This window comes from Neorhizobium sp. JUb45 (assembly GCF_004343585.1).
Classification (GTDB): domain Bacteria; phylum Pseudomonadota; class Alphaproteobacteria; order Rhizobiales; family Rhizobiaceae; genus Neorhizobium.
Genome location: NZ_SLYW01000006.1, coordinates 23353 through 40032, shown reverse-complemented (window position 1 = coordinate 40032; position 16680 = coordinate 23353). Strand labels below are relative to the sequence as shown.

Below are 16680 nucleotides of genomic sequence, written 5' to 3'. Positions count from 1 at the left end.
GGACCGCTCCTGTTTTTTTTCGATCAGTTCGGCTTCACATAGTAGGGAAGCGTGTAACCATCCGAGCGACCGGCATAGTTGATGTCGCTCTTCACCGCCCATGTGTTGGCGAGGTAGAAGACCGGGATGACACCGAGATCGCCCATGGCGATTTCCGTTGCCTTCTTCAGCAGTTCCTCGCGCTTGGCATCGTCAAGCGTCGAACGCGCTTCGTTCAAAGCCTTGTCGAATTCCGGGTTGGAATAACGGCCGCGATTGCCCTGACCGGCCTTTTCGCCATAGGTCTCGAGGATCGGCCCGAGAACACCCGAAGCTTCGCCGGTTTCAACGGCCGCGCCGCCCATGATGAACGAGAATTCGAGGTTCGAGGCGCGGGTGAAATAGACGCTGCCCGGCAGGGTGGCGACTTCGGTCTTTACGCCGACACGGCTGAAGAACTGGCCGATCGCCTGCGCAACCTTGCTGTCGTTCGGGTAACGGTCGTTGGAGGCGTGGAATGTCAGCGCAAAACCATCCGGATAACCGGCCTTGGCCAGCAGTTCCTTCGCCTTGTTCGGATCATAGGCATCGACCTTGATGGCCGGATCATACCCGAAATAACCTTCCGGCACGACCTGTCCGGCCGGCACGCCCTGGCCGTCCATGATGCGATCGACCAGCGCTTCGCGGTTGATCGACAGCGACAAAGCGCGGCGAACATCGGCGTTCAGCAGCGGGTTCTTGCCATCGGCACCCTTGGCGAACGGCGACTGCTCGCGGTTCTGGTCCATGTGCAGATACATGATGCGGTTGCCGGCAATGTTGACGACCTTCATCTGATCGGAGGCTTCCAGACGGCGCGTATCGGCAGTCGGGATGTTCTCGATCATATCGACATCACCCGAAAGCATGGCGGCAACACGGGCGCTCGGGTTCTTGAAGACGCGGAACGTCACCTTGTCCCACGGGGCCTTTTCGCCCCAATAGGTGTCATTCTTGGCGACAACGACATTGTCGTCCGGCGACCATGAGACGAACTTGAACGGGCCGGTGCCGATGACACCCTTGCCGGTGTTCATGTCACCGGTCGGCACCTTTTCCATCTCGGCCGGCAGGATGGCGATGCGACTAAGGTTGTTCAAAAGAAGAGGTGTCGGGCCGGATGTCTTGATTCGCACGGTCAGCGGATCGACGGCGGTGACTTCGGTAATCGCCTTCACATAAGCCGCAAACGAGCTGGGGCTATTGGTCGATGCGAGCGGAATGCGCTTGATGCTGGCAACCACATCTTCAGCGGCAAAATCGCTACCGTCGTGGAATTTCACGCCTTCACGCAGCTTGAATTCCCAGGTCGTGTCATCAACGATCTTCCAGGACACAGCCAGCGCCGGCTGGATCTGCTGCTTGTCGTCCTGATTGACGAGGCCATCGAAAATGTTGCGCGCCATCGCGCTGTTCGGGCCAACGACATAGAATTGCGGGTCCATGGACGTCGTCGAAGCGGACAGACCAACGGTCAGATCCCGAGCCTGGCTTGCGAGCGGCATGGCAAATACAGACGCTGCCAATGCGGCTGCGAACACACAAAACTTCATAATGGGGACTCCTCCGAGTTGTCCAGTCCGCACTCTCCCTGCGGGTAAACTTCAATTAACGTTTTACCTGACAAAAGAAAAATTGCATTTTGTACTTAATTCATGCCGAGATGTTATGGGAGGGTAGAAATTGAAACTGAAACCTAGGCAGGTGGAGGCTTTTCGGGCGGTTATGATGGCGGGCGGTATAACGGCTGCTGCCGACGCGATGAACGTCACACAGCCAGCCGTCAGTCGCCTCATCCGTGACCTTGAGGACATCGTGCAGATGACGCTGTTCGAGAGGGTGGGCGCCCGGTTGGTGCCGACGGCGGAGGCGACGCAGTTCTATCGCGAGGTGGAGCGGCTCTATCTCGGTCTTGACCAGATCGCGCAGGCTGCTGATGATATCCGCCTGCACAAGAACACGGTTCTGCGGATTGGCAGCGTCACGTCTCTCGTTCGGCCATATCTTCACAGGGCGATCATCGATGTGATCGGCGACCGACTGCACATTCCGCTGGTCATCGATGTCGAGAACAGCCGTTACATCTGGGACATGGTGGATCAGAACCGCTACGATCTCGGGCTTGTTTTCGGATCGCCCCGGATGGCCGACAAGAATGCCGTGCTTCTGCACAGTTCGAATGCGGTCGCGGCCATGACGATGGATCACCGTCTGGCATCCCGTCACGTCGTCACTCCCAACGACCTTCTCGATGAGCGCGTTCTTCTGCCCGGTCGAAACTCCCCATTGAGGCTAGCGCTCGATCGCGCCTTTTCGATAGAGGAGCAACAGCCCATCAGCACGATGGAGACGTCGATGCTGAACTGCTGTTACTTCGCGGCAGCAGGCATGGGCGTCGGCCTTGTCGACCAAACCAGCCTTCGCTCGGCCGGAGCGCAGGTTGTGGCGATACCATTCGAGCCGAAAATCGAGGTATCTTACTACGCAGTACGACCCGTCGGCGCTCAGAGAATAGCTGTTCTTGATGAGCTGATCGCAAGGATGCGGAGCATGATGAGCGTGGAAGAGCTCACATAGAGAGGAGGTCATGACGAGATCGAACCGGCGGCATTAGTGAGACACATATTAATGCTCGCGCTTTCAATCATTTAAGCGTTTTGATTATACTTGTGATCGTATTAGATAGGAACCCGTCGAATTCTCCTCCCATCTAAGAACAATCCTGACAGGGGGCCTCGAAAGCGTTTGTGTTAGATTTTAGTCAGCAACTTTGATTGTAGTTGGTGAAGATCTCCAACGCGCGATACCTTGAGCGAGTGCAGGTGAGCGAGCAACCGCTTCAGGCAATAGGCATCGCGGCCCTGGCCGGCTTCGTCTACGGAATGGTTCGCTAATTCCTATAAACAGCGATGCCGAACGGCTCTTCGCGAGCCGTTCGGTTTCTGTTTAACCTGCGGCTTACATCGTCACTTTTGCGTTGTCGCCAAGATCAGGGCGAGCACTGCTGACCGCAGCTGCTGCCATCTTGATGTAGCTGATGACAGTGCCCGGACTATCCCAATATTCAGCCGAGGACGGAATCACTTTGAGAATTCGGATCGTTGGATCCTCGGCACTATCCCACCAAGCTTTGGCCGGCGTCGCCCAAAGGTCGCGGATTTTCTCGCGATCGTTCTGGATTTCGGCCGTGCCGGAAATGGAAACATATTTTTGGCCCTTGGAGTCTGCGAATGCCAGGCAGACGTTTGGAGAACGAGCGATCTCCTCATCCTTGTGACTGGCTACGTCCGTCAGAAAATAGACGGCGTTCTGGCTGCGATCCGCGTAGGCGGACATTGGACGGGCATGCAGGACACCGCCACTTTGCGTCGTCAGCATGCAGAAGCCGATCTTGTCGATCAGTTCCCAAACCCTTGCAGTATCGTCACTCGCTTCAGTCATAAAAATCTCCTTCGTTGCGAAGGACAAACGAGACAGATGCAGCGACGTTCCCGTAGAAACTCCGACGACAGGACTGTATGCTCATGCGGTCGTCATTGCCGGAGTAGCTGAACCTGACGCAGACTGTCGATCAGCACTTTTCTATAGTCCGGCATTGCCAGTTCAAGCGCGTCGATTTCGTCGACAGAAAACCAGCCAAGTTCCGAATGTTCATGGCCAAGCAATTCAGCGGAACCGCCGGTCCATTGCCTGACGACGTAGATGTGAAACGGTGACTTCTGCTTCTCATCCTCATCTTCATACAGGATGGCGATCTGATTGAATGCGAGGGGTGTCAATCCGACTTCCTCCAGGCATTCACGAACAAGGGCGATATCGAGGCCCTCGCCTTTTTCCGCATGGCCACCAACCATATCCCATTTGTCTGGCGACCATTTTCGGTGATGGGCGCGCTTCACAAGCAGGGCCTTCTCGCCGTCTATGAAAATCGCGCATACAAGCCGAGCCATTGTTTCCCCTGCAAATTGGATTGTGCTGTTTCCAGGCCAAGGACAACAGATCCATCTTCATCCGGTTCCACCGCATATTTGACCCGTGGTCAGTCTGGAAACGTACGAATTCCCTCCCCGCCGGAACAGCATGCGACGGTCGCCGTTAGATGAGGGTGCCGCGATGGGCGGCGCTGGAGTAATGGCGTATGCGCAGCAGAATTTGCATAATCGGTTCAGGTCCCACCGGCATCTTCACGCTAAAAAACCTTATCAAATCCACCATTCCGCTCACCATCAGCATATATGAGGCCGAGCAGAATGCGGGAAAAGGCACGCCTTATCTTCCCGACGCCAATGATCCGGTCATGCTTTCCAACATTCCAAGCATCGAGATCCCGATGCTTCCTGAAACGCTCGTTGATTGGCTGAGCCGTCGAAGCGACAACTATCTCGCCATGTTCTCAATCGTGCGATCAAACATCAACGGGCGAGAATTCTATCCTCGGCTGGTCCTTGGTGACTATTTCCAGGATCAATTTGCGACGATCCTAGCGGACGGTCGCAACCATGGCCACGTTATCGAAGTGCACAGCGGCCACCGGGTGAACGACATTGCGCTCGACACAGACGATATCCGTATCAGGGTCGGTTCACCTGACGAAGAATTCGACGCGGTGTTCGACCACGTCGTGATGGCAACTGGACATAGCTGGCCAGCGCATACCGAAATCCGGCCCGGCTACTTTTCCTCCCCGTGGCCGGCAGCGGCGCTTAAATCGGCAGGCCATGGCCGGCTTGGGGTACTGGGCACGTCATTGAGCGGGATCGATGCGCTGTTGACGGTTGCATCGTCGCGTGGATCGTTTGTCCTTGATGGTGCTGGCGATCTGCAATTCCAGCCAGCGGCTGCCTACAAAGATTTTTCGGCTGCGATGATGTCGCGCAAGGGACTGCTGCCGGAGGCGGATTTCTACTGTCCCCTTCCGTATTTGAACCCTGCCTTCTGCACGCAGCAGGCAGTCGACAAAGAAATAGCATCTGGCCCATCCGGATTGCTTGACAGGATCTTCGATCTTTTCCGCAAGGAAATCACAACAGCAGATCCGAACTATGCTGCCGAGATTGGTTTGAGCCTCGTGACAGTCGATACCTTTGCGGACGCCTATTACGGTCGACGTTCGAAGGTCGATCCCTTTGTCTGGGCCGCATCCAACCTGGCGGAGGCCGAGCGCAATATCGAACGGCAGTTCACCGTTCCGTGGCGCTACGCGATCCTTATCACACATGAGATCATTGCGCGGGCTATCCCGCATCTCAACACCGATGACCTGCGGCGCTTCAATCGCTCATTCAAGAGCATCTTTGTCGATGAATATGCGACCGTACCGCATCTATCGATCAAACGGCTACTGGCGCTCCGAAATTCCGGCCGGCTCGAGATTATCGGGCTGGAAGAAAGCTATGAGATCGAAACGGGCGACCTAGCGCGCGGCGCACAGATCAACATCGGAAGCAGAAAGGAAGTGTTCGACACATTCATCGACGCGACCGGTCAAAGCGCACTTTCGGCGCAGGACCTTCCCTTCCCGACATTGCTGAAACAAAGCGGCGTCAGGGCGGCTGCTACGCCCGAGCCCGCGAACCTTATTAGTGATGACGAATGTGCGACATTCAAGCGAACTGGCGGGATCGACGTCGATGACTGTTATAGACCTCTTAAAACCGCGCCCTTAACCAACCGGCTCTATTGTGTTGCCATTCCTTTCCTCCTGCACAAGCACCCATTCGTCCAGGGTATAACCAGCGCCGCCGAGCTTGGCGAAACCGCAGCACACGCCGTCCTGGAGGATCTCTTGAGTGCGCAAGCGCCTGTGCTGCTGTCAGCCTGAACGGCAGAGGGAACAAAGCCGATGTCCTCGCATTGGCGAATTATGGAAACAATCGGTACCATCAAGGAAATATGGCGCTACCCGGTCAGTTCGCTGGGTGGCGAGTTATGCCGCGAAGCGATAGTCGGCTCAAGTGGCGTTCATGGCGATCGTCAATACGCTCTATTCGACCCGGTTTCTGGGGCCGTGGCAGCGCCAGAAAAAGAGCCGAGATGGCGCCCGGCACTCTTCCTGAGCAGCGCCATCGATGCGGATGGGCCCAAGATTGGTTTCCCGGACGGGTCCTGGCTCTATCTGACAGATCCGGGCCTGCGGAAGATGCTGGGTGGACATTTCGGGTTTGACGTTGCGGTCGGCCGTTATGGAGGAACTGACGGGCGAACCGCATCGCTCCCGCAGGTGAGCAACCGCTACAGTCTCGCTCCTATCCACCTCGTAACAACCGCCTCATTGCAAGAACTGGAAACGATCGTGCCGACATCTCAAATCGATCGACGTCGATTTCGCCCGAACATCCTCGTTGAAGTGCAATCCGAGACAGGTTTTGCGGAGATGCGGTGGATCGGTAAAACGGTCCATCTTGATGGCTTGGTGACCAAAATAACGGAGCCGGCAAAGCGCTGCGGCATGACGCTGGTTGCCCAGCCAGGATTGGACGAACAGGCTGAGATTCTCAGGTCAATCGTTCGGCATGCCAGCAGATCTTTGGGTGTGTATTGCGAGGTCAAAGAACCTGCTCGGGTCCGTGTCGGGGCTTCGGTTTCACGAAGCGCATTGACGAAACCCGCATGACGAACAGAGACCCGCGGTGATTTGTTCTTGCAAGCGTTCGACCCACCGATCAATGATGTCGAAGAGGAGCAAGGTTCGAGAGTTGGCTTGTCGAGCAACAAAATTTCAAAATGTACACCGGAAGCTGAATCCCGCTGGCGTGATCATCTTGAATCTCTACCGCGAGGGACACCACATGCGCGCGACACTGGAGTCCGCGATGTCCAGGCACCGGGACCTTACCGATCTGAGCGATTTGGCCCAACCATCTTATTCACGATCGAATGGAGATCTCGTGAAGCCGCAGTTGCTTATACACCCAGCGACCGCGTGCTCTCCGATAACAGTCACCCTATCGCATCTTTGAATGCCGTCCGGGCGACTATCGGGATTTCGGGAACCGATCCAGATACGCATTGGCTGCTATGACTTGGGCTGAGTGACGATCCATGTCATCGTCGCCCGTGCCTCCAATGTTGCCGGTCACCCTGAAATCGGATACCTCCCAGCACCATCGAGCAACCCGGTTTCCTTTAAGGCCATCGGCCCAGACTTCGGCGCGCTTGTCGCCCTGGTAAAAACCTAACCAGCGATCCGAGCCCGGCGGCTGCAACCATCTAAACGAATTATGAGACAAAGCTTTCCCGTAATTGCATATGCAACAAGAAGCATAGAGGCATTTTCAGATGCTGCATCAGCCAAACGGGGTTTGTACGGTATTAGACAGTGCTGGACTTTGCCACTCTCACTGTCCCACGATAGCATTGCGGACTAAAGGAGTGGGAACTGCACAGCTGAAAAGCCCACTCCAAATGGGCCTCTCAGCGGTATCTCATGGCTGTTTCAGCCTAACATGAAAGACACGTCGCTTTTGTGCTTGGGCACAACGATCAGCTGGCAGATGATATTGTCCCTCCCGGCAATCTCAGAAGCGAGACGAACGATTTTTGAAAGCTCTCGACCCGATGGGACCGTACCATCAAGAATAATGTGTTGACCGCTCTCCTCGACGAGAACGTCGCTGCAATCGACGTCTTCCAGGTATCGCATCTCAGCTTCGATCGCCGGCTTACCACAAGAGGTTCCGGTCTCGCGGGAAAAACCAAACGCAGCACCGGCATTGAATGTATTGAGAAACATTGGAAACTCCGGTAAAACATGAACCTCAGATGAATAAAACATTCAAGTCTGGTTTAGGTTCCTAAGCCACCGAGAAATTGTCCCGAATTCCCCCTATCATTTTATGGGTATGCCGCTAATTTAGCGACAGGCGATAGTTGTTCTGCGTTCCCGCCGCTAATACGGAGGCTTTATGAACCAGGACGATTTGGCTTCGCTGTCGATCACTGAGATCGCACAGCAACTTGCGGCACTTGCCGCTGCCCTCAGAGAGCTGGCGAAAACACCAATCTTTGACAAACCGGCAAACGACGATGAAGCTGAAGTGGTAAACAGCATCGACTTTTCGGCCGTCGCCGCTGGCGCGCATCGACGCCATGCTGTTTCCGCTCATTGACCTACGTCGCCACGTTCGCGCGAGGTTTGGAGGGGGGGGGGTAGCCGAATGTTATGACCCATGCTCGCAAACTCTCGGCCGCAATAATACGCCGCCCCACGCGCTTCCAACGCAACCGTCACGTCCGAGCCAGCACGCCGGGACAACTACAGCCGTAAGAAAAGCGTCAGGTTGGCGTCAGAAGTTCGGAAAAACACGAACCTGACAGCTTTCCATCTCCTATCGCGCAGCCTCCCGAGAAAAAAGATATCGTGCGCGGAACATTCTTCGTGGCTATGCGTTCAGCGGCTGGATGTGAGGCATTATCAAAAAAATGAACAACTTTGGAATGTTACAGATAGCTCCGGTCTGCGGGATATTTTGCGGTGAAGCAATTTCGGCGTTCTCCCCGGGCGCCGCTATTTTCAAAACCGGATGCTATCCGGCGAAAATTGCCAAGAGTGACTTTCCAGAAACCTGGTTGCGAAGCCGCCTATGAACCCCATCGTTGCGACCACATCACATTCCCGCTAACGATAGCGCCATCTCAACCTCCCCTCCTCATTTCGAGATTTTCATGAAAACGTCCAATGCTGCGGCGCCTTCAAGGCGGACCCTCGGACTCGACCCATCGGTGTCCGTCAGCCTACTGACCGCGCTGGCGTTTTTCGTCATCAGCGCCGGGGTTTCCTGGTACAATGTGCAAACCTTGCGCGCGAACAATCAGCGTGTCGTTCACTCGCATGAGGTCATCGTCGGGCTATCGGACCTTCTTTCCTACATCCAGGACGCCGAAACGGGCCAACGAGGCTTCCTGCTCACGAACAGCGACCGATATCTCGAGCCCTACAACACGGCGATCAATGCCATTCCAAGGCGCCTGGAGGCGCTTGCGGGCTTGATCAGTGACAATGCTTCACAACAGCAGAGGCTCGCGACGCTCAAAGAGCATGTTGATGGCAAACTGTCCGAGTTGCGTGAGACCATTGAGCTTCGGCGCACGCAAGGCGCCGAGGCGGCGCTTGCGGTCGTCAATTCAGACCGCGGCAAGGTCGAGATGGATGCCGTGCGCGCGCAACTGACCGCGATGCGGCAGGAAGAGGCTCGCCTCCGAGGAACCCGGCTCACCGAGATGGAAAGCGCATACACGACAGCTTTCGCCAGCAGCGTTCTCGCTGGTCTGCTCGGCGTCCTGCTGACGATCGCAATCGCAGTTCTGGTGCGTCAGGCGACACTGTCGAGGCGACGGCAGAACTGGCTGCAGTCCGGTGAAGTCGCATTGAACACGGCCGTGACGGGCGATCGGCGAACCGAAGACCTCGGCGACAGCATTCTCGATTTCCTCACCCGCTATACCGGTGCTGTTGCCGGCGCCATCTTTGTCAAGGACGATGATCAATTCCAGCGCGTCTCGACCTGGGGCGTTCCCAATAGTGCAAGCATACCGGACCATTTCAAGGCGAAAGAAGGCTTGCTCGGCGAAGCGGTCACAGCAGGCAAGCCGATCATCATAGAACACCTGCCGGATGGATATCTTGCGTTCGGATCGGCGCTTGGCGCCGACAAGCCACGTCATCTGATGATATCACCCGGCAGCATTGATGGCGCGGTGAACTCGGTCATCGAGCTTGGCTTCCTGCGTCCGGTCGACGACTCCATCCTTACCCTGCTTGACCAGGCATCCGCCTCCATTGCGACGGCCGTACGGTCGGCGAAATATCGCAGCGATCTTCAGAACCTCCTACGCGAGACGCAGCGGCAGGCGGAAGAGTTGCAGGTGCAGGGCGAAGAGTTGCGGGTCTCCAATGAGGAGCTTGAGGAACAAGGTCGGGCACTGAAGGAATCACAGGCGCGGTTGGAGCAGCAGCAGGTCGAGCTCGAGCAGACGAACTCGCAGCTCGAAGAACAGGCCCAGCAGCTCGAAGGCCAGCGCGATGACCTAGAGCGGGTCAACGCTTCCGTTCAGCTCAAGGCGCGTGAGCTTGAACAGGCAAGCCGCTACAAATCCGATTTTCTCGCCAACATGTCGCATGAGCTGCGCACACCGCTCAACTCGTCGCTCATTCTGGCGAAACTTCTCGCCGACAACCCAGACGAAAATCTGACAGGCGAGCAGGTCAAATACGCCCAGACCATCCAGTCGTCGGGCAACGATCTCCTCAACCTGATCAACGACATTCTCGATCTCTCCAAGATCGAGGCAGGCCATGTCGATATCAGGCCGGAGCCGGTGTCGCTCGAAAGGATGGTCGGAAGTTTGAGACAGCTGTTCGATCCGGTTGCAAAATCGAAGGGGCTAGGCTTCGAAATCGAGATCGCTCCCGAAGCACCGGCGGTGATCGAGACCGATCCGCAACGTCTCGAACAGGTCATCAAGAACCTGTTGTCGAACGCTTTCAAATTCACCGAAAAGGGCAAGGTCGTCCTGTCGCTCCGCATTGCCGCCAACGACCAGCTGGCACTGACGGTCACAGATACCGGCATCGGCATCGCCGAGGATCAGCAACGCAATATTTTCGAAGCCTTCCACCAGGCCGATGGCACAATCAGTCGCAGATTCGGTGGAACCGGGCTCGGCCTGTCAATTTCAAGAGAATTGGTCCGGTTGCTGGGCGGCGCCATCCATCTTGCAAGTCGGCACAATCATGGCAGCACCTTCACGGTGATCATTCCGGTCTCTTATGACCCGTCGCATGTCGTGTCGCGCGATATCCGCACCGCCGATCAGGTCGCCACGCGCAAGCCAGAGGTCATGGAAGAAAAGCCGGCTCCACACGCACACAGCCATCAGTTCGTCGAAGACGACAGAGCTGTCGCAAGCGACGGTCGGCGTACTCTGCTTGTCATCGAAGACGACGACACGTTTTCATCGATCCTGCGTGATCTCGCCCGCGAAATGGGGTTCCGTGCGCTTGTCGCGGGAACGGCGCATGAGGCGCTGGAGCTTGCCAAACAGCATATGCCGCACGCGATCGTGCTTGATGTCGGGTTGCCGGACCAATCCGGCCTGTCGGTCCTCGACCGCCTGAAGCGCGATGTCCGCACCCGGCATATTCCCATCCACATCGTTTCGGCAGACGACTATACGGAGACCGCGCTTTCGCTCGGCGCTGTCGGCTACATCATGAAGCCGGTTCAGCGCGAGCAACTGGTCGAGGTCCTGCATAAGCTCGACGCAAAACTGTCGCAGGGCGTTCATCGCGTCCTGATCGTCGAAGACAACGAAGTCCAGCGCGAGGCCGTCGCCAAGCTCCTGACATCCCATGAGGTGGAGACGGTAAGCGCCGGAACTGCAGCCGAATGCCTGACGCTTCTCAAGGAGCAGACATTCGACTGCATGGTGCTCGACCTGTCCCTGCCCGACGCATCCGGTTATTCCCTTCTGGAAACGATCAGCGGTGACAGCAGCCATTCCTTTCCGCCGGTCATCGTCTATACGGGGCGTGTTCTGTCTGCTGACGAGGAGCAGCGGCTGCGCCGTTATTCCAAGTCCATCATCATCAAAGGCGCCAAGTCGCCGGAACGCCTTCTCGACGAAGTGTCCCTGTTCCTGCATCAGGTCGTGTCCGAATTGCCCGACGAGCAACAGAAAATGATCCGCAAGGCGCGTAACCGCGATGCGCTCATGGAAGGCAGACGAATCCTCATCGTCGAGGATGATGTCCGCAATGTCTACGCACTGACCAACATCCTGGAACCGCGTGGCGCTATCATCGAAATCGCCCGCAACGGTCAGGAGGCCCTCGACAAGCTTGAGCGGGCCCAAGGTGATCCGGAAAAGGCTGTCGACCTTGTGCTGATGGATGTGATGATGCCCGTCATGGATGGTCTGACGGCAACCCGCGCCATCCGCAGGAATCCTGAATGGAAAAAACTTCCGATCATCACCCTGACGGCCAAGGCCATGCCGGATGATCAGCAACGGTGCATCGAGGCCGGCGCCAACGATTACATGGCAAAGCCGCTCGACGTGGAAAAGCTGCTCTCCCTCGTACGCGTGTGGATGCCCCGGTGATCGAGACATTCGAGAAGGTCGAGGATATCGAAATCCGGCTGCTGCTTGAAGCGCTTTACCTTCGCTATCATTACGACTTCCGGAATTACGCCACGGGATCGATCAAACGCCGTTTGCGCCAGGCGCGGGAACAACTGGGATTCTCAACGATCTCGGCGATGCAGGAACGCGCCCTCCATGACGAAACCATGTTGCCGCGGCTGCTCGGCTATCTGACCGTCCAGGTCAGTGAAATGTTCCGGGATCCGGGCTATTTCCGGGCTATCCGCGAGATCGTCGTGCCGCATTTGAGGACCTATCCCTCGCTCAAGATCTGGATTGCCGGCTGCAGCGGCGGCGAGGAACTCTATTCACTGGTCATCCTGTTTCGGGAGGAAGGACTGGAAGATCGGACGATCTTTTACGCCACCGATATCAATCAGGATGCATTGCAGATCGCCGAAGCCGGCGTCTACGATGTCGATCGCATACAGCTGTTTACCGAAAACCACCGCAAATCCGGAGGCAGGTCTTCCCTGTCCGACTATTACAGCGCCGGTTATGGGCGGGTGTCGTTTGATCGGACATTGCGCGACCGCGTGGTGTTTTCCGATCATAGTCTTGTGACAGACGCGGTCTTTGGTGAAATGAACCTGATCTCATGCCGTAACGTCATGATCTATTTCGACAAAGTGTTGCAGGATCGCGCAGTCGGTCTGTTTCGCGATTCACTTGCGCGTAAGGGCTTTTTGGGCATCGGCGCCAAGGAAAGCCTTCGATTTTCGGCACATGCAGACGACTTCAGCGAATTTGTCCGCCAGGAAAAAATATATCAGAGGATCGGCAAATGATACCAACCGATCCAAAAGCGGTGGTGATCGGAGCGTCTGCCGGCGCGCTGGAAGCTCTGACAAGCATCCTGCCCACGCTGTCAGGGGATTTTCGCCTACCCATCATGGTCGTCGTGCATATCCCGCCCGACAAGCGCAGTGTGCTGGCAGAGCTTTTTCGCGCCAAATCCAGCATCGAGGTCATAGAGGTTGAAGACAAGGAGCCGATCCGGCCGGCAACGGCGTACTTCGCGCCACCGGATTACCATCTCCTTGTCGAGGACCAACGAACCTTGGGCCTGACCAACGAAGAGCCGGTCCTGTTCTCCAGACCTTCAATCGATGTGCTGTTTGAAAGCGCCGCAGACGTCTACGGAGCTGCGGTCGTGGCCGTGCTTTTGACGGGAGCAAATCACGATGGCGCCAGAGGCGTTTTTGCAATCGCGAGGGCGGGCGGCCATGTCATCATCCAGGATCCACAGACTGCATTTGCCGCTTCAATGCCCGAAGCGGGCCTGGCTTTATGCCCCGACGCGACAGTCTTGTCGCTCGACGGCATATCTGAATATTTGAGGAGGATCGGCTGATATGGGCCAGGTTTCGTTTCTTTTGGTGGACGATCTCGAGGAGAACCTCATCTCTCTAGAAGCCCTGCTTCGTCGTGATGGCCTCAACTTGCTAAAGGCCCGCTCCGGCGACCAGGCGCTGGAGCTTCTCCTGGAACAGGACGTGGCGCTCGCCCTGATCGACGTTCAGATGCCCGGGCTTAATGGCTTTGAACTGGCCGAACTGATGCGTGGAAACGAACGCACGCGTCGGGTGCCGATCATTTTCGTCACGGCTGGGAATACGACCGATAGCCGGTGGCGGTTTCAGGGCTACGAGGCGGGCGCCGTCGATTTCATTCAAAAGCCGATCGAGCCGGATGTCCTGCGCAGCAAAGCGGAGGTTTTTTTCGAGCTTTATCGCCAGCGCCAGCAGATCGCAGCCCAGCGTGACGAGTTGCAACAGCAGGCCGAGGCGCTGAAGGATGCCGATCGTCGCAAGGACGAGTTTCTGGCCACGCTGGCGCACGAATTGCGCAACCCGCTGGCGCCGCTGCGTAATGGACTCGACATTCTGCAACGCAATCCCGGTGGCGCGAATGCCGCCGAGATCCGCAACATGATGGATCGACAGCTAGTCCATCTCGTCAGACTTATCGATGACCTTCTCGATGTATCGCGTGTCAGCCAGGGTAAAATCGAACTTCGGAAATACACGGTGCGCATGGATGAAATCATCAGGACGGCCGTGGAATCCAGCCGACCCATGATTGACGGTGCCGGTCACAAGCTGACAATCGCGATGCCAAGCGATGTCGTGTGGGTGGACGGTGATCAGGTGCGACTGTCGCAAGCGATCTCGAACCTATTGAACAATGCGGCCAAATACACGCCCGAAGATGGACTGATCGATCTCCATGTGACCCATGACGGACAGCAAGTGGCTATTCGGGTCACTGACAACGGCGTCGGCATTCCGTCAGACATGCAATCAAAGGTCTTTCATCTGTTCACGCAGATCGAAGATCATTTGCAGCGATCGCAGGGCGGATTGGGTATCGGTCTTGCACTGGTCCGGAAACTTGTCGAAATGCACGGTGGCTCGGTTGACGCCTACAGCGCCGGACCCGACAAGGGGAGCCGGTTTACGATCAGGATTCCCATGACGGCTGCGCCAGAACAGCCGGAAGTGGCCACTCAGCAAAATCAGGAAACGGCATCCTTCCGGTCGCTTAAAGTGCTTGTGGTCGATGACAATCCGATTATCGCCGACACGCTGGGCATGATGCTGGAAGACATCGGCCACGAGTTCGAAGCAGTCCATGATGGCCGTGAGGCTCTGGATGCCGCCCGGCACTACCGTCCCGATGTCATTCTGCTCGATATCGGTCTTCCCGGGATGAACGGTTATGAGGTCTGCAAGGCCTTTCGCGGCGAGCCCGAGTTCAAACATACGCCGATCATCGCACAGACCGGCTGGGGTCAGGATCGCGACAAGGAGCTGGCAATTGAGGCCGGGTTTGATTTCCACCTGACAAAGCCCGTCCCCCTAGAGCAACTCCAGAAGGTGTTTGCCGCGCTGTAGGCCGCTTCGACCTTCGCAGACGGTTCAGTGGCTATCCGGGAACGCTCGACATCTTCGTCATGCGGCGCTTGATCTGAGCACGCGTCCTTCCCGGCGGCCCGCATTCTCCGCAGGTGCGTTAGCGTCTTTCCCTTTGATCGCTTCATTTCCGAGCATCGCTGCGGTGTAAGCTGACGCCTGCCCCATCAAGGTGCTCGAGCATCACGCGCTCCGCTCAAGAATCCCGGCCGATGTCATGATCGAGTTTGAGGACTGAACGCAATGGCAGAGTATGGACCACCGTACCGTCTGCCAAAGTCACCTCGAACGCATCGCCATCCACCCATTCGCCTTGACGAACCTTCGCAGCCAGAAGCTCTCGGGCTGCGAGCCGTGCTTCGTCCAGCGCGGCGGTATCCGAGGGCAGTTCCGCTCCCTCCGGATCCTTTTCCAAAATGCTATTGATCCGATAGTTGAAGAAGTATCTCGGCATTGCAGCTCCCTTTGATGTGACACGATAATGCCAAGGCACTCGCATGGGTTCCTTTGCCTCAAAACCATCGCAGATTATCCGCGAAATAATCTGACCGGCGGAACCGCATCGCGGCCAAGGAATTGAGCTTCCATGAAAAATCTGATCATCTTCACCCTCACCATGGCTGCTGCTCTTTCCAGTGCTGCCGCCGCACAGACGCTGTCGATCGAAACAATCAATGCCACGCCCATTGTCGAAATTCCTGCTGACAGGCCTGCCCAGCCGCCGGAACTGCCAGACCCGGCCATGATCCGCCTGCAGGTACTTCTTGATCGCGCCGGAGCATCCCCTGGCGTGATTGACGGGAAGTATGGTGCGAATGTCAGCAAGGCGATTGCCGCATTCGAAGCAATGAGCGGCCTGCCGATCGATGGCAAGTTGGATGATGGCGTTTTCGGGCAGCTGGAGGACGGTAGCCCGGTTGTCGGAAACTATCAGATCTCGAGTAAAGACACGCAAGGTCTGGTGGATGCCATCCCGCAGGACTATGCGGATCAGGCATCCATGGAGCATCTGGGCTTCACGAGCGTTGCCGAGCGTTTATCGGAGCGCTTTCACATGGATCCCAGATTGTTGAAGACCCTGAACCCGACATCCAGGTTCGTCGCAGGTGAAACAATCGTCGTCACAGCACCCAACAAGCCAAAAACAGGCATCGTCACGCGCATCGAGGCACATCGGCGCACAGGGCAAGTGGTCGCTTACGCCGAGGACGGAAAAATCCTGACAATCTATCCGGCAACCATCGGCAGTGACGATAATCCTACACCTTCCGGATCCCACAAGGTGGAAGGTGTGGCACGCATGCCGGATTACACCTACAACCCAAAAATCAATTTTCAGCAGGGCGGCAACAAGAAGGTTCTGAAGCTGCCAAGCGGTCCGAACAATCCCGTCGGAACCGTCTGGATCGATCTTTCCGAGCCCACTTACGGAATTCATGGCACTCCGGAGCCGACGCTCATCGACAAGGCTGGATCACACGGATGTATTCGGCTGACGAACTGGGATGTGGAGGAACTGGCAGGCATGGTGAAGCCGGGTGTGATGGTCGATATCGTTGAATAACCTTCGACATCAGGGTCGACCACCATGCATTGGAAG

The 16680-nt window shown here is 56.6% G+C and carries 14 protein-coding genes; 9 read left to right on the top strand and 5 right to left on the bottom strand.

Translation table 11 applies throughout. The annotated features are described in order from the left end of the window. Positions 1-23: 23 nt before the first annotated feature. Positions 24-1574: an ABC transporter substrate-binding protein gene (locus tag EDF70_RS21300; RefSeq protein ID WP_132277694.1), complete on the bottom strand. Its 1551-nt coding sequence runs from the start codon at positions 1572-1574 to the stop codon at positions 24-26. Positions 1575-1704: 130 nt separating this feature from the next. Here EDF70_RS21300 and EDF70_RS21295 point away from each other — a divergent pair, with 130 nt between their 5' ends. Continuing rightward, positions 1705-2598: a LysR substrate-binding domain-containing protein gene (locus tag EDF70_RS21295; RefSeq protein ID WP_132277692.1), complete on the top strand. Its 894-nt coding sequence runs from the start codon at positions 1705-1707 to the stop codon at positions 2596-2598. Between the two features lie 381 nt (positions 2599-2979). Here EDF70_RS21295 and EDF70_RS21290 read toward each other — a convergent pair whose 3' ends face one another. Together EDF70_RS21290 and EDF70_RS21285 are read right to left on the bottom strand one after the other, a co-directional pair. Then, complete coding sequence (locus tag EDF70_RS21290) at positions 2980-3462, bottom strand: pyridoxamine 5'-phosphate oxidase family protein (protein WP_132278035.1); 483 nt, start codon at positions 3460-3462, stop codon at positions 2980-2982. Between the two features lie 92 nt (positions 3463-3554). Beyond that, positions 3555-3971 carry an NUDIX domain-containing protein gene (locus EDF70_RS21285; protein WP_132277690.1) on the bottom strand — a complete coding sequence of 139 codons (417 nt, stop codon included), beginning with the start codon at positions 3969-3971 and terminating at the stop codon, positions 3555-3557. A 188-nt stretch (positions 3972-4159) separates the two neighbouring features. On the opposite strand from EDF70_RS21285, the gene EDF70_RS21280 reads away from it, so the two are divergent. Both EDF70_RS21280 and EDF70_RS21275 read left to right on the top strand, forming a co-directional pair. After that, entirely contained in the window at positions 4160-5842 is a 1683-nt protein-coding gene (locus tag EDF70_RS21280; protein WP_132277688.1) for an FAD/NAD(P)-binding protein, read from the top strand. Positions 5843-5863: 21 nt separating this feature from the next. Further along, a complete protein-coding gene (locus EDF70_RS21275) occupies positions 5864-6634 on the top strand; it encodes an MOSC domain-containing protein (RefSeq protein ID WP_132277686.1) in 771 nt (256 codons plus the stop codon). An 822-nt stretch (positions 6635-7456) separates the two neighbouring features. On the opposite strand, the gene EDF70_RS21270 is transcribed toward EDF70_RS21275, so the two are convergent. Beyond that, a complete protein-coding gene (locus EDF70_RS21270) occupies positions 7457-7753 on the bottom strand; it encodes a BON domain-containing protein (protein ID WP_132277684.1) in 297 nt (98 codons plus the stop codon). Positions 7754-7925: 172 nt separating this feature from the next. Here EDF70_RS21270 and EDF70_RS21265 point away from each other — a divergent pair, with 172 nt between their 5' ends. The 5 genes from EDF70_RS21265 (at position 7926) to EDF70_RS21245 (ending at position 15062) form a co-directional block, all read left to right on the top strand. Beyond that, positions 7926-8129: a hypothetical protein gene (locus tag EDF70_RS21265; protein ID WP_132277682.1), complete on the top strand. Its 204-nt coding sequence runs from the start codon at positions 7926-7928 to the stop codon at positions 8127-8129. A gap of 556 nt (positions 8130-8685) precedes the next feature. Next, on the top strand, positions 8686-12123 hold the full coding sequence (locus EDF70_RS21260; protein WP_132277680.1) for a response regulator: 3438 nt from the start codon (positions 8686-8688) through the stop codon (positions 12121-12123). Continuing rightward, positions 12120-12953 (top strand): CheR family methyltransferase, encoded by an 834-nt coding sequence (locus tag EDF70_RS21255; RefSeq protein WP_245519270.1) that lies wholly within the window; start codon positions 12120-12122, stop codon positions 12951-12953. Before EDF70_RS21260 ends, EDF70_RS21255 begins: the two co-directional genes overlap by 4 nt. Positions 12954-12973: 20 nt before the next feature. Continuing rightward, positions 12974-13519, top strand: coding sequence for a chemotaxis protein CheB (locus tag EDF70_RS21250; RefSeq protein WP_245519269.1), 546 nt, complete (start codon positions 12974-12976; stop codon positions 13517-13519). 1 nt (position 13520) lies between these two features. Continuing rightward, positions 13521-15062, top strand: coding sequence for a response regulator (locus EDF70_RS21245; RefSeq protein ID WP_132277674.1), 1542 nt, complete (start codon positions 13521-13523; stop codon positions 15060-15062). Between the two features lie 214 nt (positions 15063-15276). Here EDF70_RS21245 and EDF70_RS21240 read toward each other — a convergent pair whose 3' ends face one another. Then, entirely contained in the window at positions 15277-15534 is a 258-nt protein-coding gene (locus tag EDF70_RS21240; RefSeq protein WP_132277672.1) for a hypothetical protein, read from the bottom strand. 132 nt (positions 15535-15666) lie between these two features. On the opposite strand from EDF70_RS21240, the gene EDF70_RS21235 reads away from it, so the two are divergent. After that, positions 15667-16644: a L,D-transpeptidase gene (locus EDF70_RS21235; protein ID WP_132277670.1), complete on the top strand. Its 978-nt coding sequence runs from the start codon at positions 15667-15669 to the stop codon at positions 16642-16644. Positions 16645-16680: the final 36 nt, after the last annotated feature.